The organism is Nocardia sp. NPDC003183 (genome assembly GCF_053590715.1).
Window position 1 is genome coordinate 294,083 of the sequence record NZ_JBSFTG010000004.1, and the last position, 20,483, is coordinate 314,565.

20 protein-coding genes are annotated in these 20,483 nt (G+C 68.7%); 6 read left to right on the forward strand and 14 right to left on the reverse strand.

All coding sequences use genetic code 11. The features are described 5' to 3' along the window. Window positions 1-27 precede the first annotated feature (27 nt). From ACWDXS_RS17275 to ACWDXS_RS17285, 3 genes are read right to left on the reverse strand one after another with little or no spacing between them, the layout of a single operon-like run. Window positions 28-2,043 (reverse strand): M13 family metallopeptidase, encoded by a 2,016-nt coding sequence (locus tag ACWDXS_RS17275; protein ID WP_449966706.1) that lies wholly within the window; start codon window positions 2,041-2,043, stop codon window positions 28-30. A gap of 42 nt (window positions 2,044-2,085) precedes the next feature. Beyond that, the gene (locus ACWDXS_RS17280; protein WP_449966709.1) at window positions 2,086-2,451 is read right to left on the reverse strand and encodes a DUF397 domain-containing protein; all 366 of its coding nucleotides are present in this window, start codon (window positions 2,449-2,451) and stop codon (window positions 2,086-2,088) included. 10 nt (window positions 2,452-2,461) lie between these two features. Next, window positions 2,462-3,316 (reverse strand): helix-turn-helix domain-containing protein, encoded by an 855-nt coding sequence (locus ACWDXS_RS17285; protein ID WP_378989353.1) that lies wholly within the window; start codon window positions 3,314-3,316, stop codon window positions 2,462-2,464. Window positions 3,317-3,537: 221 nt separating this feature from the next. On the opposite strand from ACWDXS_RS17285, the gene ACWDXS_RS17290 reads away from it, so the two are divergent. Further along, complete coding sequence (locus ACWDXS_RS17290; RefSeq protein WP_378989354.1) at window positions 3,538-4,068, forward strand: hypothetical protein; 531 nt, start codon at window positions 3,538-3,540, stop codon at window positions 4,066-4,068. Window position 4,069: 1 nt separating this feature from the next. On the opposite strand, the gene ACWDXS_RS17295 is transcribed toward ACWDXS_RS17290, so the two are convergent. After that, entirely contained in the window at window positions 4,070-4,789 is a 720-nt protein-coding gene (locus tag ACWDXS_RS17295; protein WP_378989548.1) for a pirin family protein, read from the reverse strand. 142 nt (window positions 4,790-4,931) lie between these two features. On the opposite strand from ACWDXS_RS17295, the gene ACWDXS_RS17300 reads away from it, so the two are divergent. Further along, complete coding sequence (locus tag ACWDXS_RS17300) at window positions 4,932-6,245, forward strand: MFS transporter (protein ID WP_387446040.1); 1,314 nt, start codon at window positions 4,932-4,934, stop codon at window positions 6,243-6,245. On the opposite strand, the gene ACWDXS_RS17305 is transcribed toward ACWDXS_RS17300, so the two are convergent. Continuing rightward, a complete protein-coding gene (locus ACWDXS_RS17305; protein ID WP_387446039.1) occupies window positions 6,214-6,450 on the reverse strand; it encodes a hypothetical protein in 237 nt (78 codons plus the stop codon). The two genes, ACWDXS_RS17300 and ACWDXS_RS17305, sit on opposite strands and share 32 nt — an antisense overlap. Window positions 6,451-6,542: 92 nt before the next feature. Between ACWDXS_RS17305 and ACWDXS_RS17310 the strand changes: the two genes are divergently transcribed. Then, window positions 6,543-8,066 carry a DUF4185 domain-containing protein gene (locus tag ACWDXS_RS17310; RefSeq protein WP_449966714.1) on the forward strand — a complete coding sequence of 508 codons (1,524 nt, stop codon included), beginning with the start codon at window positions 6,543-6,545 and terminating at the stop codon, window positions 8,064-8,066. 1 nt (window position 8,067) lies between these two features. On the opposite strand, the gene ACWDXS_RS17315 is transcribed toward ACWDXS_RS17310, so the two are convergent. From ACWDXS_RS17315 to ACWDXS_RS17345, 7 genes are all read right to left on the reverse strand, one after another. Next, on the reverse strand, window positions 8,068-8,925 hold the full coding sequence (locus ACWDXS_RS17315) for a 5-oxoprolinase subunit C family protein (protein ID WP_378989359.1): 858 nt from the start codon (window positions 8,923-8,925) through the stop codon (window positions 8,068-8,070). Window positions 8,926-8,994: 69 nt separating this feature from the next. After that, window positions 8,995-9,669 (reverse strand): 5-oxoprolinase subunit B family protein, encoded by a 675-nt coding sequence (locus tag ACWDXS_RS17320; protein ID WP_378989360.1) that lies wholly within the window; start codon window positions 9,667-9,669, stop codon window positions 8,995-8,997. Window positions 9,670-9,684: 15 nt separating this feature from the next. Next, window positions 9,685-10,434 carry a LamB/YcsF family protein gene (locus ACWDXS_RS17325; protein ID WP_378989361.1) on the reverse strand — a complete coding sequence of 250 codons (750 nt, stop codon included), beginning with the start codon at window positions 10,432-10,434 and terminating at the stop codon, window positions 9,685-9,687. 99 nt (window positions 10,435-10,533) lie between these two features. Next, complete coding sequence (locus ACWDXS_RS17330; RefSeq protein WP_449966719.1) at window positions 10,534-11,778, reverse strand: sulfate/molybdate ABC transporter ATP-binding protein; 1,245 nt, start codon at window positions 11,776-11,778, stop codon at window positions 10,534-10,536. 1 nt (window position 11,779) lies between these two features. Further along, a complete protein-coding gene (locus tag ACWDXS_RS17335) occupies window positions 11,780-12,610 on the reverse strand; it encodes an ABC transporter permease (protein ID WP_449966721.1) in 831 nt (276 codons plus the stop codon). 121 nt (window positions 12,611-12,731) lie between these two features. Then, window positions 12,732-13,475, reverse strand: a complete 744-nt coding sequence (gene modA, locus ACWDXS_RS17340; RefSeq protein WP_449966724.1) for a molybdate ABC transporter substrate-binding protein — start codon at window positions 13,473-13,475, stop codon at window positions 12,732-12,734. Then, window positions 13,472-13,870 carry a TOBE domain-containing protein gene (locus ACWDXS_RS17345; RefSeq protein ID WP_387446035.1) on the reverse strand — a complete coding sequence of 133 codons (399 nt, stop codon included), beginning with the start codon at window positions 13,868-13,870 and terminating at the stop codon, window positions 13,472-13,474. Before ACWDXS_RS17345 ends, modA begins: the two co-directional genes overlap by 4 nt. Window positions 13,871-14,008: 138 nt before the next feature. Between ACWDXS_RS17345 and ACWDXS_RS17350 the strand changes: the two genes are divergently transcribed. After that, window positions 14,009-14,824: a hypothetical protein gene (locus tag ACWDXS_RS17350; RefSeq protein WP_378989365.1), complete on the forward strand. Its 816-nt coding sequence runs from the start codon at window positions 14,009-14,011 to the stop codon at window positions 14,822-14,824. Here the strand turns inward: ACWDXS_RS17350 and ACWDXS_RS17355 are convergent, their stop codons facing one another. Further along, a complete protein-coding gene (locus tag ACWDXS_RS17355; RefSeq protein WP_387446033.1) occupies window positions 14,825-16,288 on the reverse strand; it encodes a CCA tRNA nucleotidyltransferase in 1,464 nt (487 codons plus the stop codon). It abuts the gene before it with no gap. Window positions 16,289-16,531: 243 nt separating this feature from the next. Between ACWDXS_RS17355 and ACWDXS_RS17360 the strand changes: the two genes are divergently transcribed. Further along, a complete protein-coding gene (locus ACWDXS_RS17360) occupies window positions 16,532-16,987 on the forward strand; it encodes an NUDIX hydrolase (protein WP_228536794.1) in 456 nt (151 codons plus the stop codon). After that, window positions 16,984-19,452 carry a DUF6049 family protein gene (locus ACWDXS_RS17365; protein WP_449966729.1) on the forward strand — a complete coding sequence of 823 codons (2,469 nt, stop codon included), beginning with the start codon at window positions 16,984-16,986 and terminating at the stop codon, window positions 19,450-19,452. The genes ACWDXS_RS17360 and ACWDXS_RS17365 overlap by 4 nt, the downstream gene beginning before the upstream one ends. Before the next feature lie 72 nt (window positions 19,453-19,524). On the opposite strand, the gene ACWDXS_RS17370 is transcribed toward ACWDXS_RS17365, so the two are convergent. After that, the gene (locus ACWDXS_RS17370; protein ID WP_449966732.1) at window positions 19,525-20,130 is read right to left on the reverse strand and encodes a hypothetical protein; all 606 of its coding nucleotides are present in this window, start codon (window positions 20,128-20,130) and stop codon (window positions 19,525-19,527) included. Window positions 20,131-20,483 lie beyond the last annotated feature (353 nt).

A 20,483-nucleotide genomic window follows, 5' to 3' on the forward strand; every position in this document is an offset into this window, starting at 1 on the left:
CCGGCGACCGGCAGGGTCGAGACCGCGTCACCAGATGGTCACACGTTCCTCCGGCTTCAAGTAGAGCTTGTCGTCCGGAGTCACACCGAAAGCGTCATAGAAGCTGTCGATATTGCGGATCACCGCGTTGCAGCGGAACTCCGGCGGGGAGTGCGGGTCGACGGCGAGGCGGCGGATGGCCTCCTCGGTGCGGGCCTTGGTGCGCCAGACCTGCGCCCAGCCGTAGAAGACGCGCTGCAGACCGGTGAGGCCGTCGATCACCGGAGGCTGATGGCCTTCGAGCGAAATCTTGTAGGCGGCAAGAGCGATGGACAGTCCGCCGAGGTCGCCGATGTTCTCACCGATGGTGAATTCGCCGTTCACGGTGTGCTCGTCGTCCAGGTCGGCGGGGGAGAGCACGTTGTACTGGTCGATCAGGGCCTTGGTGCGCTTGCCGAACTCGGCGCGATCCTCGTCGGTCCACCAGTCCTGCATGTTGCCGTCGCCGTCGTATTTCGCGCCCTGGTCGTCGAAGCCGTGCCCGATCTCGTGGCCGATCACCGCGCCGATCCCGCCGTAGTTGGCGGCGTCGTCGGCGTTCATGTCGAAGAACGGCGGCTGCAGGATCGCCGCGGGGAACACGATCTCGTTCATGCCGGGGTTGTAGTAGGCGTTCACGGTCTGCGGGGTCATGAACCATTCGCCGCGATCGACTTCGCCACCCAGTTTGCCCAGGTCGCGGTCGTGCTCGGCGGCATGGCCACGGCGGTAGTTGCCGACGAGGTCGCTCGCGTCGATCTCGACCGCGGAGTAGTCGCGCCAGGTGTCGGGGTAGCCGATCTTGGGGGTGAACTTCTCCAGCTTGGTCAGTGCGGCCGCGCGGGTGTCGGGGCCCATCCACTCGAGGTCGGCGATATTGCGGCGGTAGGCCTCCTGGAGATTGGCTACCAGCTCCACCATGCAGGCCTTGGCCTGCGGCGGGAAGTGCCGGGCCACATACAATTTGCCGACTGCTTCGCCGAGCAGTTCCTGCACCAGCGACACTCCGCGCTTCCAGCGTTCGCGGTTCTCCTCGGCGCCGGTGAGGGTGCGTCCGTAGAAGTCGAAGTACTCCTCGACGATCTCGTCGGTGAGGAACCCCGAGCGCGCGTGCAGCACCTGCCACGCCGCCCACGCTTGCCAATCCGCTTGCGGCACCTCGGCCCAGGCGGTGGCGAAGGCGCGCAGGTAGCCGGGCTGGCGCACGACGAGCTCGGCGAACAGGTCCTTGCCGTCACGGTCGAGTCCGGTGGCGATACCGTCTACCCAAGCGGCCCAGTCGAATTCCGGGTTCTCGGCGACCAGGTCGGCGAAAGTGGTGAGGTTGTAGCTCTTCTCGGCGTCGCGGCGCCGCACGACATCCCAATGACCCGCGGCGAGTGTGCGTTCCAGCTCGAACACGCGACGGGCGGCGTCGGCCGGGTCGGCGGGCAGCAGGCCCGCCAGCGACGCGTCCGCGGCGGCGATGGTGAACGTCTTGGTGATGTGCGCGAGGTACGCGTCGCGGATGTCCGCGAACTCGTCGGCGCGGTAGTAGGACTCGTCGGGCAGCCCGATGCCCGACTGGGTCGCGTGCACGAGGTAGCGGGTGGAGTTCTTGTCGTCGGTGTCCACGTAGTAGGCGAGCGCGCCACGGACCCCCGTGCGCTGCAAGCGCCCGAGCAGCGCGGCGAACGCGCTCGGATCGCCGACCTCGGCAATCGCGCGCAGCTCCTCGGCGACAGGCGTGAACCCGGCCGCCGCGACCACATCGGTGGCCATGAAGCTCGAGAACAGATCCCCGATCTTGCGGGCATCGGCATCGTCGGCGGCACCGGCCGCGCTATCGGTGATGATCGCCTGCACATCTAGCTCGGCCTGGTCGTAGAGCGTGCGAAAAGCACCGTCGACGGCCCGGTCGGCCGGGATCTCGTACCCGGCCAACCACTGCCCGTTGACATGCGCGAACAGATCGTCCTGCACCCGCACATCCTGATCGCGGAAGGACAGATCAATACCGGAGGGAGCGCTCAGATCAGAAGTCACGCCCCCCAGTATGCCGAAATACCGATGGCCGGCGATGTGGTCTTACGCGCAGGCGAACTCGTCGTCTCGGACGCCGGCGGTGAAGGCATTCCACTCTTCGGGGGTGAAGTGCAGCAGGACGGCTTCGTGGCGGAGCGTGGTCGAGCCGTCGGAGGAGGTGTGGGCTACCAGGTCCGGGTGGGGGCGGGCGGTGAGCAGGCAGTGGAGGAAGGCTGTCCACAGGGGGGCGTCGACAGTGATGATGGGCTCGACCAAGCCGGCGTTCATCGGGTTGCGGCGAAATTTGCTGTCTCGTATCTGGACAGCGTCTCCGTCGAAACGAACCTCGACACACTGGTTGCCGTTATTCGAGCGTGACGAGGTGAACCAGCCGTGTTCGGCCGGGCGGCGGCGAGCGGTGGTGGACATAACCAGAATCTTACACGCTTGCATACTCCCTGATCAGGGCGAGAGATTCGGTGCGGGAAAGGGATTGCTCGCGGGCGCGTACGTAGGCGAAGCCGAGATCGCGGACCTGTTCGGCATCGTCGACATGGCCGCCGAACACCGCGCTCTCAGCCCAGGCGAAGGTAGGTAGCTGATCGCTTGCGAAGTCGAGCAGATGGAAGCTGGAACCGCCGAGCACGGCCCCCTCGGGCGCGCTGAACGGGATGACGCGCACGTCGACGGTGTCGAGTTCGCGCACCAGCGCGACCAGGTGCCGCAACTGCCCGCGCAGCACCTCGCCACCGCCGGTCTGCTGACGCAAGGTCGCCTCGCCGAGCACCGCGGTGAGTTCCAGCGGATCGGGCCCGCGCAGCCGCTGCTGGCGGCGTAGTCGTATCGAGACTAATTGGTCAACCTGAACCGGGCGGATCATCACATCGGCACTGATCAGCGCCCGCGCGTACGCCTCGGTCTGCAGCAGACCGGGCACGATCATGCTGTCGTAGCTGCGGATACTCTGCGCGCCCGCCTCCATCCCGTACAGCCGCTGCAACTCGGGACCGATCAGCGCCGAGGAGGCCGTCGTCCACCAGCCACGCTGTTTACTCGCCTCGAGCAGGGCGAGCAGTTCGCGGCGTTCGTCGGGTGTCACATCGAGAACATCGAGGACCGGCTCGATGGTGGTGCGGGTGAGCACCCGCCTGCCCTTCTCGACATGCGACCAGTTCGCGGGCGTGAACCCGACGCGACGGGCGAACCCGGCCGAATCGAATCCGCGCTGCTCGCGGAGTTCGCGCAGCCGCAGGACGAGTTCCCAGCGCGCGACGGTCGGCGAAACGGGAGCCATGGGCGAATATCGTACGCCGATCGACACGCCAGCTACTGACTATTGTCAGCATGGTTGTGCGGCTATAGGCTGTCCGGAACGGTCTTTTTCTCTCACGTCCTGCCGTTATGAAAAAGTTTCCCGCGCCACCCGGTCGTAATGCTCCACCACCCACCGAGTTTCGCCCCGATCGAGCGAACTCACAGCTACATCGAACCACCGTCGACAGAGACGAGGTCGTGATGAGCACGTTGCACACCGATGAGGACAAGGGCGGGTATACGGCGGCCGAGGAATACTCGGCCACCCAGGACGCTTTGGCGCGCTGTCGCCAATACCGCAAGCACCATGGCCTCTACGGCGTCGTCGACGCGGCGCTGGGGCGGATCGTGCTCGAGATCGGCTCGGTCGGCGCGGTGGTGATGCCGTCGACGCTGGGCGAACGGGTCCGCGGGCTGCTCGTCACGCGGGGCCTGCGCTGCGGGCCGATCATCGCCCACCCACGCTCCGGTCGCTGGACCTTCCTCACCGGCCCGGTAGACAACTCCTACCTCGACACCGTGCTGTTCGCCGAGCTGTTCCGGGTCTGCGCCTCGGTCGCCCTGCCCGGTAGCGAGGTGGTGCTGCCCTCGCCGGCCGACGAGCGCAGCGGATATCGCACCTGGATGCAGGCGCCAGACGGCGACTTCCGACCCGAATTCGCGCAGATCGTCGCCGCTACCAGGACAAATGCCAAGTCGGCGACCTTGACCCGGCAGCCGGGTTCAGCCTGAGCTACCCGCCGCCGAGGCGCGCGTGCATCTCCCAGACGAGCACCTCGGCGTCGCCGTGCGGACGGATCAACTGACCACCGGAGCGGGTCAGCCGAATCGCGTCGCCCTGGGACAGGGTGCCGAGGCCCTCGACGTCGACCTCACCGCGTGCGACAAAGACATGCAGGTAGGGAGCATCGGGGAGGGTGACGCCGGGACTGTCGGCCGTCATCCTGGCGACGTGCATGGCGGCATGTGAGGAATTGATCGCGATGGCCGTGCGGTCGCGATAGCGGGGCAGGCCCGACGCGACCGTCACCAGATCGCCGCGCGCGAGTTCGTCGTCGATCTCGAGCTGCTGGTAGCCGGGGTCGACGCCCGGCTCATCCGGAACCACCCACATCTGCACGAAGTGCACCGGCTCGTCGTGGGTCTTGCCGTCGAGGCGCCACGAATCGTTCTTCTCCGAGTGCTGGATGCCGGTGCCCGCGCTCATCCGCTGGGCCAGGCCCGGATAGATGACGCCGTTGTGGCCGAGCGAATCCTGATGCACGAGGCTGCCGCCGAGCACCCAGGTGACGATTTCCATATCCCGATGCGGATGGGTGTCGAAGCCCTCGCCGGGCAGCACCACGTCCTCGTTGTTCACCAGCAGCAGCCCGTGATGGGTGTTGTCGGGGTCGTAGTGCTCGCCGAAGGAGAACGAATGCTTGGAGTCGAGCCACGGGATCCGCGTCTTCATCCGGTCGCCACCGCGGTGTAGTTCGATCCGCGGCGGTGTCGTCGATGTGGGCGTCACCCTTCAATTCTGGCACCACTATGGTCATGACGTGTCGACTCATCCCCCTGACGGCTCGAATACGGCGGATGAGCAGCCGATCTCGATGAGACATCTGCTTCGCGACACCCGCGAGGTGGTCCGCCGGAACCCGCGGGTGCCACGTCTGGCCCTGTTGCGGCTGGCCGCGCAGTTCGGTGACGGGATGTTCCAGGCGGCGCTGTCGGGCGCGATCCTGTTCAACCCGGAACGCGAGACCGATCCGCTGGCCATCGCCGCCGGTTTCGCGGTGCTGCTGCTGCCCTATTCGGTGCTCGGACCGTATGCGGGCGCGCTGCTGGATCGATGGGATCGGCGCAATGTGCTGCTGGTGGCGAGTGTGGCGCGGGCGGTACTGATCGGCGTGGCCGCGATCGGGCTGTTCGTGGGCGTGGGGGAGACGCCACTGCTGGTGCTGGCGCTGGCGACGGTGGGGATCAGCAGGTTCGTGCTGGCCGGTGTGTCGGCGGCGCTGCCGCGCGTGCTCGAACAGCGCTGGCTGGTGCCGATGAATTCGGTGCTGGCGACGGTGGCCTCGGTATGTGCCGGGATCGGCGCCGCGGCGTCGGTGGCGGTGATCGCGCTGATCGGCGCGGGTGACGCGGCCTCGGCGGTCGCGGTCGCGTTGAGCGGGATCGGCTCGCTGGTCGGCGCGGTGCTGGCCTTGGGGTTCCGCCCGCATGTGCTCGGTCCCGACCGCGGCTCGGCGGGGACCGAGAGCACCGTGCACGCCATCGCGACCGGTCTGCGCACCGGCGCGCGGGCCGTGTGGCATTCGGCCCAGGTGACCACGGCGATGATCGGAATCGGCGCGCATCGCGTCGTCTTCGGGATGAACACGCTGATCATGGTGCTGGTGCTGCGTCAGCCCACCGACGGCACCGAGATGAGCGGCGGGCTGGTCGGCTTCGGGGTCGCGATCGGCTTCGCGGCGGCGGGCATGCTGCTGGCCGCGATCGGCGCGCCGATCCTGATTCCGCGCCTCGGCAGGCCGCGCACGGTACTGGTGGGGCTCTCGACGGCGGTGATCGTGCAACTCACGCTCGTGACGCCCATCGCGCTGGCCACCGGTCCCGCGGTCGACAACGCGCACCGGCTGCTGCTGGCAGGCGCGTTCGGGCTCGGCCTCGCCGGGCAGACGATCAAGCTCACCGGCGACGCGAGCATGCAGATCGACATCGACGACGACCAGCGCGGGCAGGTATTCGCCCTGCAGGACACGGTTTTCAACGTCTGCTTCGTCTTGGCGATCGCGGTGACCGCGCTGGTGATCCCGGCCGACGGACGTTCGATCGGGGTGGTGCTGGCCGGCGCCGGGGTGTACGCCCTCGGCATCGCGGCCATCGCGCTCAATTCCCGTCGAGCCAGGGTGGCCTGCTGAGGGTGCCCGCGGTTTCCTGGGCCAGCACCGTGCGGTGATCGGCGGTGGCCAGCGGGATATCGGGGAGGAGCGTGTCGTGGTCGATCCCGGTGTCGTAATCGATCCAGAGGGCATCGACGACGCTCGTGTCGGCCAGTTCGTCGTGGCTCGACCAGTGGTGCACGACCGCGTCGCCGGTTCCGAAGACGTACTCGATTTCGTTCACATGTGTTTGGACGCACGGCAACAGCGATCGGTTCCGGTAAGTTCTCACAAGATCACAGGTGTTCCTCGCCGACACCGATTCGAGGGAGCCAGATGCGCGCAAGACCGGTATCGCACGGAACTGCCGCCGTGGGTGTGGTGCTGTCCGCCATCCTCGCCGTCCCCGCGCAGGCGGGCCCACTGCCGTGGGTGCCCCCGCCGGTGAATCTCTGCGGAGAAACAGGATTCGACCCGGTCAACCGGCTGCCCGACCCGGCCGCACCGCCGGCGCCGGTCCTGCCGCCGAGCATCGACATCCCCGTCTGGGTGCCGCAGCTGACGCCGGTACCGATTCCCGACCCGCCGCACGACAACACGCGCGTCGCACAGGTTCCGCTGCCCACGGATCCGTGCCGCAATCCGTGCCCGGAGGTCCGTGACACGCCGGAACCCGAACCCGAAAGTTCGGACGAGTCCACCTCGACCGGATCGGCGATCGCGTTGCCGCGGATCAGGATCAACCCGGAGATCGAGCCGATTCCGATCCCGGTGCCCGGCGGCGAGAGCGAACCGGCCCAGGAAGCGCCGGAACCGGTGATCCGGCCGATCGAACGTGGCCCGCTCGCGGCGCCGGTCGCGCCCGCGAAGGTGGAGTCCGTCCGCCTCGTGGACCAGGTCACCGGACACGGCTCGACCAACCGGACCGATATGCGCTGGCAGGTCGACGGCACCGACCTCGGGCTGTTCTGGGAAACCGAACCGGGCAAGGTGGCCATGGTGTTCGGCGACACCTTCGGCGAGGGCTGGGCCTACGGCGGCGCGGGCTCCGACGGCGCCGACTGGCGATCGAATGTGCTGGCCTACAGCACCGACAAGGATCTGAACGACGGCATCACCATCGACTCGATGGTGCAGGACAGCCCCTGTCACGCCGCCGAGCTCCTCGGCAGCCGCAAGATCAAGAACTGGGAGACCACCACGATCCCGACCTCGGGGTTCGCGCTCGGCAAACGGCAGTTCATGAGCTACATGTCGGTGAACCACTGGTCGAAGATCCCCGGCATGTGGATGACGAACTACGGCGGACTCGCCTACTCCGACGACGGCGGCTCGACCTGGACCAAAGGTCAGCATGCCCGCTGGGAGAACATGTTCGGTCTCGGGCAGTTCCAGGTGGCGGCGATGGTGCCGCACGGGGATTACGTCTACATGTTCGGCACGCCCAACGGCCGGATCGGAATGATCGGCCTGGCCAGGGTGCGCAAGGCCGACGTGCTCAACAAGACCGCCTATCAGTACTGGGTGGACGGCAATTGGGCGCCCGCGGCGCAGAACTCGGCGACACCGCTCGTGAACGGGATGGCCAGCGAGCTGTCGGTGCGGTTCGACGAGGAAAGCCGGCAGTGGCAGATGGTCTATCTCGATTCGGCCGCGAGCCAGATCGTGTTGCGGACCGCGGGCCAGCCACAGGGCGCCTGGACCTCGACCGTGCCGCTGGTGTCCACCGAGATGTATCCGAAGGCGTACGGCGGGTTCATCCATCCCTGGTCGACCGCGCAGGACCTCTACTTCACGATGTCGGCGTGGGACAGCTACAACGTGTACCTCATGCACGCGCGATTGAATCCGCCGCGCTGAGTCAGGACGCCGCCACGAACAGCAGCCGGTCGCCGGGGCGAGCCTGCGCGACACGGTCGACATCGGCATCGAGGACGACGGCGATCACCGGATAACCGCCGGTGATCGGGTGATCGGCCAGGAAGACGACGGGCTGACCGCTCGGTGGCACCTGCACCGAGCCCAGCGCCACACCCTCGGAGGGCAATTCGCGGCCGATCGACCGCACCAGCGGGGGTCCGTCGGCGCGATCCAGCCTGGCGCCGACCCGGTCGGTGTCGGTGGAAACGATCCAGGAACCGCGGAACAGCTGATCGGGATCGGTGAACCAGTCCGCGCGCGGGCCCGGACACGCTCGGACCGTGAGCACTTTCGGCGGCAACGGAACCGGCGCGAATTCCACGGTCGGCAGGGTGCGCGGCGGGGGACCGACCGGCAACTGCGTGCCGACCACCAGCGGGTCGGGACCGATACCGGACAAGGTGTCGCGGCTACGCGAACCCAGCACCTTGGCCACATCGATTCCGCCACGCACCGCCACGTAGCTGCGCAGACCAGTGTTCGCGAGGCCGAGTCGCAGCACCTGGCCCTCGTCGAGTTCGAGCACACTCGCATGCCCGACCGGGGTGCCGTCGACGGTGGCGGGGGCGGGCGCGCCGGTGACCGCGACGGTGAGGTGACCGTCGGCTCGCAGGGCGAGGCCGCCGAGCAGTGCTTCGATGGCGGCGAAGTTCTCCGGATTGCCGACCAGCCGGTTCGCCAGCCGCAGCGACCCGCGGTCGGCCGCACCCGCCTGGCCGACGCCGGAATCGAACCAGCCCTGTCTGCCCAGGTCCTGCACTGTCGCGAGCGGCCCCACCCGTTCGATGAAGATCAGCATTCGATCTCTCCCCGATTCGCTGTCGAGGCGGCGCACCGTTGAGCAGCCCTTGATTTTCCGCCGAAGCAGCTATTCCTCGGAAGCGACGAACCTGATCGCCGAACCCGCCCGCACCAGCGCGGGTGGATCGCGGTCCACCGCCCACATTCGCAGATCGGTGGTGCCGATCAACTGCCAACCGCCCGGCGTGCCGCGCGGGTAGACCGCCGAATATCCGCCGGCCAGCGCCACCGCGCCCGCCGGGATGGCCGTGCGGGCATGGGTGCGGCGTGGCACCGTGAGCCTGCCGTCGGGCGAGGTGAGGTAGCCGAAACCGGGCGCGAAACCGACGAACGCGCACCGCCAGACAGTGCCGGTATGCGCCGCGATCACCTCCGGGATCGACAGGTCGAGCAGCCGGGCCACCTCGGGCAGGTCCGCGCCGTCGTAGTGCACCGGGATCTCCACGACCGCCTCGGTATCCGGCACTGTTCCACGGGAAACATCTGGCGAATCCGCTTGCGGTGGCTCGTGATCCAGCCGGTCGAGCAGCGCGACGAGTTCACGGCGGACCTGCACGCCATAACTCACCGAATGCATGGTGACCAGCACGGTTTCCGCCGCGGGCAGCACATCCTCGACACCGGCTATCGCGTGCACGCGCAGCGCGGAGGCCAACCGCTGTACCGGGCGCGGGTCGTCGAGGGTGATGAGCACGGCGCGGTCACCCGCGGGCCGGATCCGCGCGTTCCAATCGATGTCCATCGTGCCTCCCACCCCTCAGCTGAACGGCTCCACCGGTATCCCGGCTTCGTCGAGCGCCCCCCGGATCCGGCGGGCCATCTCGACGGCCGCCGGAGAGTCGCCGTGGACGCACACGCTGGCCACGGACACGGCGACCGTACCGGGACCGTCTACGGTACGCGCGGTCCCCGACAGCGCAAGAGTTGTCGCCTGGGCCACGGCGTCGTCGGCCGACAGCACCGCCCCGGCAACTCCGCGCGGGGCCAGCGAACCCGTTGCAGTGTAAGCCCGGTCGGCGAATCCCTCACCGACGAAACGCACCCGCTGAGCGGCCCGTTCCAGTTCGGTACCCGCCGGTCCGAGCAGCGCGAGACCGGGTTCGGCTTCGGCCACCGCGGCGACAAGGGCTTCGGCGAGCAGGCGATCGCGGGCGGCCGCGTGGTAGAGCGCGCCGTGCGGTTTCACATAGCGGACCCGGTCGCCCGCCGCCCGCGCGAAGGCCGCGAGCGCGCCGATCTGATAGAGCACCTCGTCGCGCAGATCGGCCGGGGCGATGGCGATATCGCGGCGGCCGAAACCGACCAGATCGCGATAGCCGACGTGCGCGCCGATCCGCACACCCTTGGCCACGGCGAGTTCGCAGGTGCGGCGCATGGTGGCCGGATCGCCTGCATGGAAACCACACGCGATGTTCGCGCTGGTCACGATGTCGAGCATGGCGGCGTCGTCGCCCATCCGCCACGGGCCGAAGCCCTCGCCCAGATCACTGTTCAGGTCCAGCGGCATGTGATGCCCTCCGGTCTTCGCGGGTCACTCGCCGGGAATGTACCCCGGTATTTCGAGCATGAACGCACAGATTCATACCGTTATCACCCGGGGCGTGGTTCAGCAGGCGTACACGCGGACCTCGGTGGCCTTCACCGCGAAGTACACCCGCGCACCGATAGTGAGCTGGAGTTGGGCGACGGCCGCCGGGGTCAGATCGGCGCACAGGCCGGGAGCCCGCGGTGCGTCACCGCGGACTCGGACGATGCCGCCCCGGTCGGTGATCTCCGCGATGTCGACGGTGAAGACGTTGCGTGGGCTGCCGCCGGGCCGGGTGCGGAAGACCGACACCGCGGCCGGGGAGAACACCGCGGCCGCGCGGGCACCGGGTACGAAATCCCCGACAACGCGGCCGTCGACACCGAGGTCTTCGACCAGCACAGTCCCGAAGGCCGGGGCCTGCTCGTCGAGGGGCGTACGCGGCATCGCCGGTTCATCGGCACCTGGCTGATCCGCTGAACTCGGCTGATCCCAGGATTGAGCCGCCGACGCGGGCAGCAGCGCCGACTCGACCCCGGTGCCGCGCAGGAGGTTGAGGCCGGCGACGCGGGCGGCGAAGGGGTTGCGCGGGTGCGACATCACCTCCGCGACCGGGCCGGACTCGACGACGCGGCCCGCCTCCAGAACGACGAGGCGGTCAGCGAGGGTGATGGCGTCGATGATGTCGTGGGTGACCAGGACGGCGCATCGGGGGTGGGCGCGGCCGGGTTCGTCGCGCAGGACACGACGCAGCAGGGTGCGCATGGCCGGGGCTACGTCGACGTCGAGCGCCGACATGGGTTCGTCGAGGAGCAGCAGGTCGGGGTCGACAGCGAGGGCGCGGGCCAGGGCGACGCGCTGGGCTTGGCCGCCGGAGAGGGCACCGGGGTGGCGGTCGGCGAAGGCGGTCGCGTCGACCGCGGTCAGCCAGCCTTCCGCGATTTTCCGGGCGGTGCGGGTGCTCGCGCCGCGGCTGCGCGGGCCGAACGCGACGTTGTCACGCACGCTGAGGTGGGGGAACAGGAGCGGATCCTGGGCGAGGAGGGAGACGGCGCGTCGATGTGGCGGTAGCGCGATGCCTTCGGCGGTGTCGGTGAGGCTGCGATCGCCGAGTCGTACGTGGCCTTCGTCTGGGACGACCAGCCCGGCGATCACCTGGAGCAGACTGGATTTGCCCGCACCGTTGGGGCCGAGCACGGCAAGCACCTCGCCCGGGGCGACGTCGATCCGCACGTCGAGATCGCGGGCGGCGATCCGCGCCGATACCGACAGACCGGTCGGACAGTTCAATGCCGCAGCGGGCGAGGGCACGTATTCCTCGGTCACTTCACGCCGCCGATCGCTCTCGCGGAGCACCGGCGCCGCTGCGCAGCTGGGTGCCGGGGATCGGGCTGGTGCGGCGGTAGGCGAGCAGGACGATCAGGACGGCGACGACGATCAGCACCACCGACAGGGCGACGGCCGCGTCGGGATCGGCTTCCCGCTGGAGGTAGATCTCCAGCGGGAGGGTGCGGGTGCGGCCTTGGAGACTGCCCGCGAAGGTGAGGGTGGCGCCGAATTCGCCGAGGGCGCGGGCGAAGGCGAGGACCGCGCCGGAGATCAGCGCGGGTCGAAGCAGGGGCAGGGTGATCCGCCACCAGACCGTATTCGGGCCCGCACCCAGCGTCGCGGCGATCTGCTCGTAGCGGCTACCCGCCGTCCGCAACGCCCCTTCGAGGGTGAGCACCAGAAAGGGCAGTGCCACAAAGGTTTGCGCCAGTACGACCGCGGTCGTACTGAACGCGATCTGAATCCCCGCGGTTTCGAGGTGTTCGCCGAGCAGCCCCCGTCGGCCGAAGGTGTAGAGCAGCGCGATACCGCCGACCACCGGCGGTAATACCAAGGGCAACAACACCAGAGCACGCAACACCGGCATCCCCGGCCACCGGGCCCGGGCCAGCACCGCCGCCATCGGCACCCCGAACACCAGGCACAGCACGGTGCTCGCGGTCGCGGTGCGCAGGCTCAACCACAGTGCGTCCCTTGATGCTTCGGTACTCACCAGCTCGACGAACCGGCCCCACTCCACTCCCCAGGCCAACGCGGCCAGCGGGAGCACCACCAGCGCGAACCCGATGACGGCGGGCACCGGCAACCACCGAGGCAACCCGGTGCTCACGCGACACCGACCCCCGGCCGATCCGGAATCTTCACGACACCAGCCAACCAGCAGGACCGGGCACCGCCCGCGCAACACGCGGCGATGCCGGGTCCGCCTGCGCCGCCGATGCCGACACCGATCACGGCGCGCCGAACCCCGCCGCGGCCAAGGCTGCCCGACCGGTGGGGCCGGTGACCAGTTCGGAGAATTTCTGCGCGTTCGCGGCTTGCTTCGAATCCGCCACCACGGCAATCGGATACGTGTTCACGGCCGCCGACGCCTCGGGCACCGCCACGACGCCCACCTTCGCGCCCGCGGCGGACGCATCGGTGACGTAGACGAAGCCGGCGTCGGCCTGGCCGGAGGTCACCTTGGTGAGAACATCGGCCACGGAGGACTCCTCACTCACCGGACGCAGCGTGGCGCCCGCGGCGTCGGCGACCTTCTTCGTCGCCCGGCCGCACGGAACCTGGGGAGCACAGACCACCAGGGTGGCGTCGGCGAGGTCGTTGATTCCGGTGATGCCCTTGGGATTTCCCGGTGCGGTGACCAAGGTGAGGACGTTGGTGGCGAAAGTGGCCGGGGCCGCGGTGATTCGGCCGCTCTGGACCGCCTTGTCCATGGTCGGCTGGTCGGCCGAGGCGAAAACATCAGCGGGAGCTCCCGCTTGGAGCTGGGCGGCCAGATCCGACGAACCGGCGAACGAGAACTGCACATCCACACCGGGATTGGCGGTCTCGAAGTCCTTCTCCAAACCGGTGAACACGCTCTTCAGTGACGCCGCGGCGAACACGGTGAGCGTGGATTGCTCGGTATCGCCACTCCCGCAACCACTCACGGTGACCAGCACCAGCGCGGCACCGAGCGCGACCCGGCCGATCATTCGGCGGCCTTCTCGACCACCACTGTCGTGGCCTTGACGCTCGCCAGCGCGACGCTGCCCGGCTCGAGCCCCAGCTCGCGCACCGATTCGCTGCTCATCAGCGAAACCACCGTGAAAGGACCGCATTGCATCTCCACCTGTGCCATCACCGTGTCGGTCACCACGCGAGTGACCAGACCCGGAAACCGATTGCGTGCCGAACTGGCACTACCCACCTGGGTGTGTGGCGTGCGTGCCTGGTCGACGGCGTGTTCGGCCAGCTCCCGGCCGTCCAGCACCAGGCGGCCCGCGGCGTCCTTGGTCGCCGAGAGGGCGCCCGTGTCGATCCAGCGACGCACCGTGTCGTCGCTGACACCGAGCAGATCGGCCGCTTCCTTGATTCGCAGTTTCGCCACCCGATCAGGATATGTCCGCATATTCGGATGTAACAAGAAAACAACTCCGCACCTTCGGAAGCAACCGGTGGTGATATCCCATAAACGGGTCACACTTCATGGCCACCGGCGACGCGGCCAAGTACGCTCGGAGCCATCATGGCCACGTATTTCGATCCGAAGTCCTGGTCACTGGCAGGCGCTGTCGATATGGGCAAACGTCTGCTCGACCCGTCATGGATCGACCAGTGGCTCGGCTTCACCACGTCCTGGGCCGACCCCGTCGCCGACCTCGGTTCCGGCACCGTCACCGCGCTCATGCCCGATGTGCTGATGACCGTGCTCAGCGAGGGCATCCTCAGCCGTTTCGGCGGCCAGGAGATCAGTGCCACGCTGCTCGGGCACGACCTCACCGCCACCCTCGACACGTTCAAGCTGCGCAGACGAGGCGCTCACTTCCAGAGCAAGACCGTGCTGTCGAACCTGGTCTGGGACTCACATCCGTTCGACACGGTCACCGTGGTCGCGCACGGTGTGCGGCTGATTCCCGGTGTGCCGACCAAGGTTCGGGTCCAGCAACTCGACATCGAGGGCGCCATCGGCATCGGCGCGCTGGCGGACTGGGTGGACGCCCAGAACCTGGATTGGCGGGTGCGCCTCGACCAGCGCGGACAGATCGTCGCGACGCATCGCACGCGCAAGATGCGGGCGGTCGTCGACGGGCAGGTCTACGACAACCTGCTCACCCTCGACATCCGCAAGGCCAGTTGGTACGGCATCCGACTCCCCAAGCGCGTGGTGCCCGCGCCGGCGCTACTGCTCGACGACCTGCCCAACCGGGCCAGCATCTCCTACGCGCACCGGCGCGGTGACGTGGTGAAATTCCGGCTCGAACTGCCCGAAACCACCGGCTCGTTCGACCTGACCCAGATCCGCGACGCCATCATCGCGGGAACAACGCTGATCGTCTTCTGATCAGTTCTGCGTGGCCCACCATTCCCGCAGGGCGGCTTCGGCCTCGTCGCGGGTCATCGGGCCGCGGTCGAGTCGCAGATCCTTCAGGTACTTCCATGCCTTACCGACCTGCGGCCCCGGCGGCAGCCCGAGCAGTTCCATGATCGCGTTGCCGTCCAGATCCGGGCGCACCCGGGCCAGGTCCTCCTGCTCACGCAGCGCCGCGATCCGCTCCTCCAGCTCGTCGTAGGTCGAGCGCAGGGCCGCGGCGCGGCGCTTGTTGCGGGTGGTGCAGTCGGCGCGCACGAGCTTGTGCAGGCGTTCGAGCAGGTCGTCGGCGTCGGTGACGTATCGGCGCACCGCCGAATCGGTCCACTGTCCCTTGCCGTAACCGTGGAAACGCAGGTGCAGGAACACCAGGCGCGCAACCTCTTCGGTGAATGCCTTCGGGTACTTCAGCGCTCGCATCCGCTTGCGCACCATCTTCGCGCCGACCACCTCGTGGTGGTGGAAACTCACGCCGCCCGCGGGCTCGTTGCGTTTGGTGTCGGGCTTGCCGATGTCGTGCAGCAGTGCCGCCCAGCGCAATACCAGGTCGGCGTCGCCTTCCTCCTGGTCGATCGCCTGCTGCAGCACGGTCAGCGAATGCTGGTACACGTCCTTGTGCTGGTGGTGCTCGTCGATCTCGAGCTTCATCGCGGGCACCTCGGGCAGCACGCGCTGCGCCAGTCCGGTGTCGCACATGAGGTTGATGCCGTCGATCGGGTGGTCGGCGCCGATCAGTTTGTCGAGTTCGGCGCGCACCCGCTCGGCGGTGATCCGGTCGATCTGATCGGCCATCTCGATGATCGCCGCACGCACCCGCGGCGCGACCTCGAAACCCAGCTGGGCGACGAAGCGCGCGGCCCGCAGCATCCGCAGCGGATCGTCGTCGAACGAATCCTGTGGCGCCGCAGGAGTATCCAGCACGCCTTCGAGCAGCGCTTCGATCCCGTTGAGCGGGTCGACGAATTCCAGCGACCCGTCGGCGGCGATCTTGACCGCCATCGCGTTCACCGTGAAATCGCGGCGCACCAGGTCGCCCTCGAGTGAGTCGCCGAAGGTGACCTCGGGATTACGCGAGACCCGGTCGTAGGTATCGGCGCGGAAGGTGGTGATCTCGAGCTGCTGATCTTTCTTGGCCGCGCTGACCGTGCCGAAGGCCAAGCCGCCGGTATCCCACAGGTGGTCGGCCCACCCACGCATCAGCTCCTGCACGACCTCCGGCCGCGCGTCGGTGGTGAAATCCAGGTCGTTGCCGAGCCGGCCGAGCACCGCGTCACGCACGCTGCCACCGACCAGATAAAGACTGTGCCCCTTCTCGGCGAACATCGCCCCCAACGGCGTCAAAACATCATTGAGCTGCCCCAAAGTCACCGCCGCCCCCGCCAGCAGGCGAGCACGACGATCCGCCACAGCATCAGGGACAACATCGGGGGAAACCACGAACGTCGACTTTACCGACCCGGTCCAATCGATTGCGCCCCTGCCGCCTCTGAGCACCCACACATCGAAGGGTTTGCGCCCCCAACTGCGGGACACCAGGGGGCGCAAACCCCGCGGCACCGCAGGTGCCGCAAAAACAAACCCAGCTAAGCTGGCGAGGTGTCTCCTCCGGCCGATCGCGCGAACAGTCGACGCCGCCAGCCGCGGCGGCGCGGTTCGGCGAACAACGCCGGCAAACCCCGCATGCGCACCGTGCGGGAAACCTCGGCGGGCGGCCTGGTCGTCGAAGGGCTCGACGGCCCCAAGGAACAGCGCACCGCCGCGCTGATCGGGCGCACCGACCGTCGCGGACGACTGTTGTGGTCGCTGCCCAAAGGGCATATCGAAGAGGGCGAGACCTCCGAGCAGACCGCGATCCGCGAAGTCGCCGAGGAAACCGGAATCGACGGGGAAGTGGTCGCCGAGCTCGGCAGCATCGATTACTGGTTCGTCACCGAGGGCAGACGGGTACACAAGACCGTGCACCATTTTCTGCTGCGGTGTCTGGGCGGTGAGCTGTCCGACGCCGACGTCGAAGTGACCCAGGTTGCGTGGGTTCCGTTGAGCGAGTTGGATTCCCGACTGGCCTACGCCGACGAACGGCGGTTGGCCGAAGTGGCGAACCGATTGATCGACCGGATGGAGACCGGCAAGCGATGACGGGTGGACTGATCCGGCTGATCACGGCGGTCCTGACCATCTTGGGTTCGATGACGCTGCTGCCCGCGGTCGCGCACGCTCAAACGGACGGGTCGGGAACGCCGAAGTTTCTCAAGCTGACCCTGGACGCGGTGGCGCCGGGCACGGTCACCACCGGCAGCGACCCGAAGCTGACCATCTCCGGCACAGTCACCAATATCGGCGACCGGGTCGTCGACGATGTGAGCGTGCGGATCCAACGGGCCGCCGCGGTGGCTTCGCCGAGTGGGTTGCGCAGTTCGCTACGGCTGGACCAGGTGAACTACGAGGTGACCGGTCCGTTCCAGGATGTGGCGCCGCAGTTGAGTCCCGGTCAGCGCAAACAGTTCTCGGTGAGCATCGCGTTGCGCGCGGGCTCGGAGGCATCGCTCGGGCTCACCGATCCCGGGGTGTATCCGCTGCTGCTCAACGTCAACGGTGAACCCGCCTACGGCACCCAGGCCAGGCTCGACGACGCGCGCTTCCTGCTCCCCGTCCTCGGACTGCCGCCGACCGGTGTGGACGGCAGCGCGGAACCGGCGGTGACACCGCCGCCGGAAGCGTCACCGGTCGCGACCACGATGATCTGGCCGCTGGCCGACCGGCCGCGCATGGTCGCGGGCAAGCCCGGCTCGGTGAACGGCCAGGCCGAACTGCTCGATGACGAACTGGCGGCCTCGGTCGGCAAGGGCGGGCGGCTCGAACAGCTCGTCGCCGCGCTGGAATCGGTGGTGCCCGCGCCGGGCAAAGACAGAAGTGTGGCCGGATCGGTGTGTATCGCCATCGATCCCGACCTCGTCTCGACCGTGCAGACGATGACGCGCGGCTATCGGGTGCTGGCCAGTCCGTCGGATCCGAGCGGGGCGACCAGGGAGGGGACCGGGGCGGCCAACGCGCAAGCCTGGCTCGACCGGTTGCGCGCGCTGGCCGGGTCGATGTGCACGGTGGCCCTGCCGTTCGCGCAGGTCGACGTGTCGGCACTGGCCGCGGTGAACGATCCGGGTCTGTCGGCGCGGGCCCTGCTCGCGCCCGCCGACGTCGTGGACTCGATCCTCGGCACGCAGTCGCTGCGCGGGGTGAGCCTGCCCGATTCGGGCAGCATCGACGATCCGGCCGGGCTGTTGTTGCGCGAGCACGGATACGGCACGGCGGTGCTGGCCGGTTCCGCGGTGTCGGGTGACGGGTCGCCCGCCGATACCGACAACGCGCTCACCTCCGCTCCGACCACGCTCACGCCCGATGTGGTCGTCGGTGGGGAACAGTCCGCGCCCGATGTCGTGCGGGTGCCGGGCGTGAGCGTGGAACCGCCCGCCGGCGCCGCCGCCGGGACCGATCCCGCGCTGCGGGTGACCACCTTCGACATCTGGTCGGCGACCGCGCTGGCCGCGGTCGGCTCGAACCCCCCGACGCCGTCGTTCACACCGTCGAAGGTGCGGTTCGACGTCACCAACGACTCACGCGCGGCCCGGTTGCAGGACGCGCTCGGCGCGATGGCCTGGAGTGCGCTCAATCCGTCGCCGGACCGGCCGCGCTCGCAGCTGCTGATGCCACCGCAGCAGTGGGGTGCCAGCCGGGAGGAGGGCGTCGCGCTGCTCAAGCAGGTCGAACTGCTCACCCGCAACAACCTCGCCGGCCCGCGCAGCTTCACCGACCTCGTCACACAGGCACCCGACCCGCGGCCGTTCGCGCTGGAGTATCTGCCGCGCGCCGCCCAGGACGCCGCGCCGGAACAGTTCATCGGACCGGTGCACGACCAGGGCGCCCGGGTGACCGAGCTGATGCGCGCGCTGGTCGAACTGCCCGAATCCGAGCTCACCCCGCACGCGTTCCTCACCCCGGCACGCGAGGATCTGCTGCGCGCGCTGAGCCTGTCCGACCGCAGGGCCGACAACGACACGCTCGCCGACCTGCACGCCCAGCGGCGCATCGACCAGGCGACCCGCGAACTGGACACGATGTTCTCCTCGGTCTCGGTGCTGCCACCGGGCGGGGTGTACACACTGGCCTCCGAGCAGAGCCCGTTGTTGCTGGTGGCGCGCAATGAACTGCCCGTCGCCATCCGGGTGATGTTCCGGATCGAAGCGCCTGCCGAGACGAACATCACCGATATCGGCGAACAGCTGCTTCCGCCGTCCGGGACCCGGTCGTTCCAGATCCCGACCGAGGTGAGCGACAGCCGTAAGCTGGTCATTCCGATCGCCCTTACCACCCCGGACGGGATAGCGCTAGGAGAGGCGACCTCGGTCTCGGTGCGCTCGAACGCCTACGGTCAGGCCCTGGCCATAATTACCGCATGTGCCGCGATACTGCTGTTGCTGCTGGCCGGGCGCCGACTGCTGCGGCGGTTCCGCGGACAGCCCGACCCCGCCGACGAAGGGTTCACCCCGGAGACGGTCGAACGGGCGGGTCGACTGCGGCGGGCACGTCAGCGGCTGCAACGGCAGTGAACACCCGCGCCTGACGCGCGGTCAGGGCACCATGACAGACAAGGACGAGAGTGGCACTGGTGAGCGAAACGCTCATCGGACCGGCGGGATTCGCGGGTTACGCCGGGTACAGGAGGCATGATGGGCGACGATGATTCCGCTCATCGGCGTGACCACGACGACGACCCGACCCTGCGCCGGGCGCCCAGTGCTCCGTGGGAACGCGGGATGACGGCCGGACAGGACGCCGACCGCGACGAGGCCGCACAGCACGTGGATCGGCGGCCCGGCGCGCCTGGTCATCGACCGGACGCCGCGCCTCGCGATGGCCGACCGCCGGTACGCCCCGGTGATCCGGCGTTCGAACAGCCCGGTGGATTTCGTCAGCCGGGGAATCGGCCCGCGGTGGATCTGCCCGGCGCGCCACGTCATCCCGGTGCGCCAGGTGCTCGGCCCGGGGTGCGTCCAGAACAGGCCGGATACCGTCCCGGGCCGGATCACGGCGCCGCGCCGGCTCCCGGTCGCCCCACCGAACAGCCACCGGCCGGGTTCCGCCCGGCACAGGGTCAGCCACGCCCGGCCGACTACCGCCCGGATCAGCAGCGCCCGCCCCAGGGCGACCGCCAAGGGCGCGGGCCCGCTCCACGTCAACGACCGCCCGGCCAGGCGAATCGTTCGGGTGAATTCCCGCAGCAGCAACGTCCCGGACCGCCGCCGCGCCCCGGTGTAGGCGGCCCTCCCGGCGCACCGCAGCCTCCTGCCGGTCCGCCCGGCCTGCCACCGCGCCCCCCTGCTTACGGGCCGGACGGTCGCCCTGTACCTCCCCAGCAACGCCACGCACCTGGTTCCGGCGCGCGCTCGGGCGAATTCCCGCAACAGCAGCGCCCCGGACCTGGTTCCGCCGGCCGTTCGGGCGAATTCCCGCAACAGCAGCGCCCCGGACCTGGTTCCGCCGGGCGCTCGGGTGAGTTTCCGCAGCAGCAACGTCCCGGACCGGACGGATTCGCCCCGCGGCGATCCGGGCCGAACCCGTCGGGCGAGTTCCCCCAGCA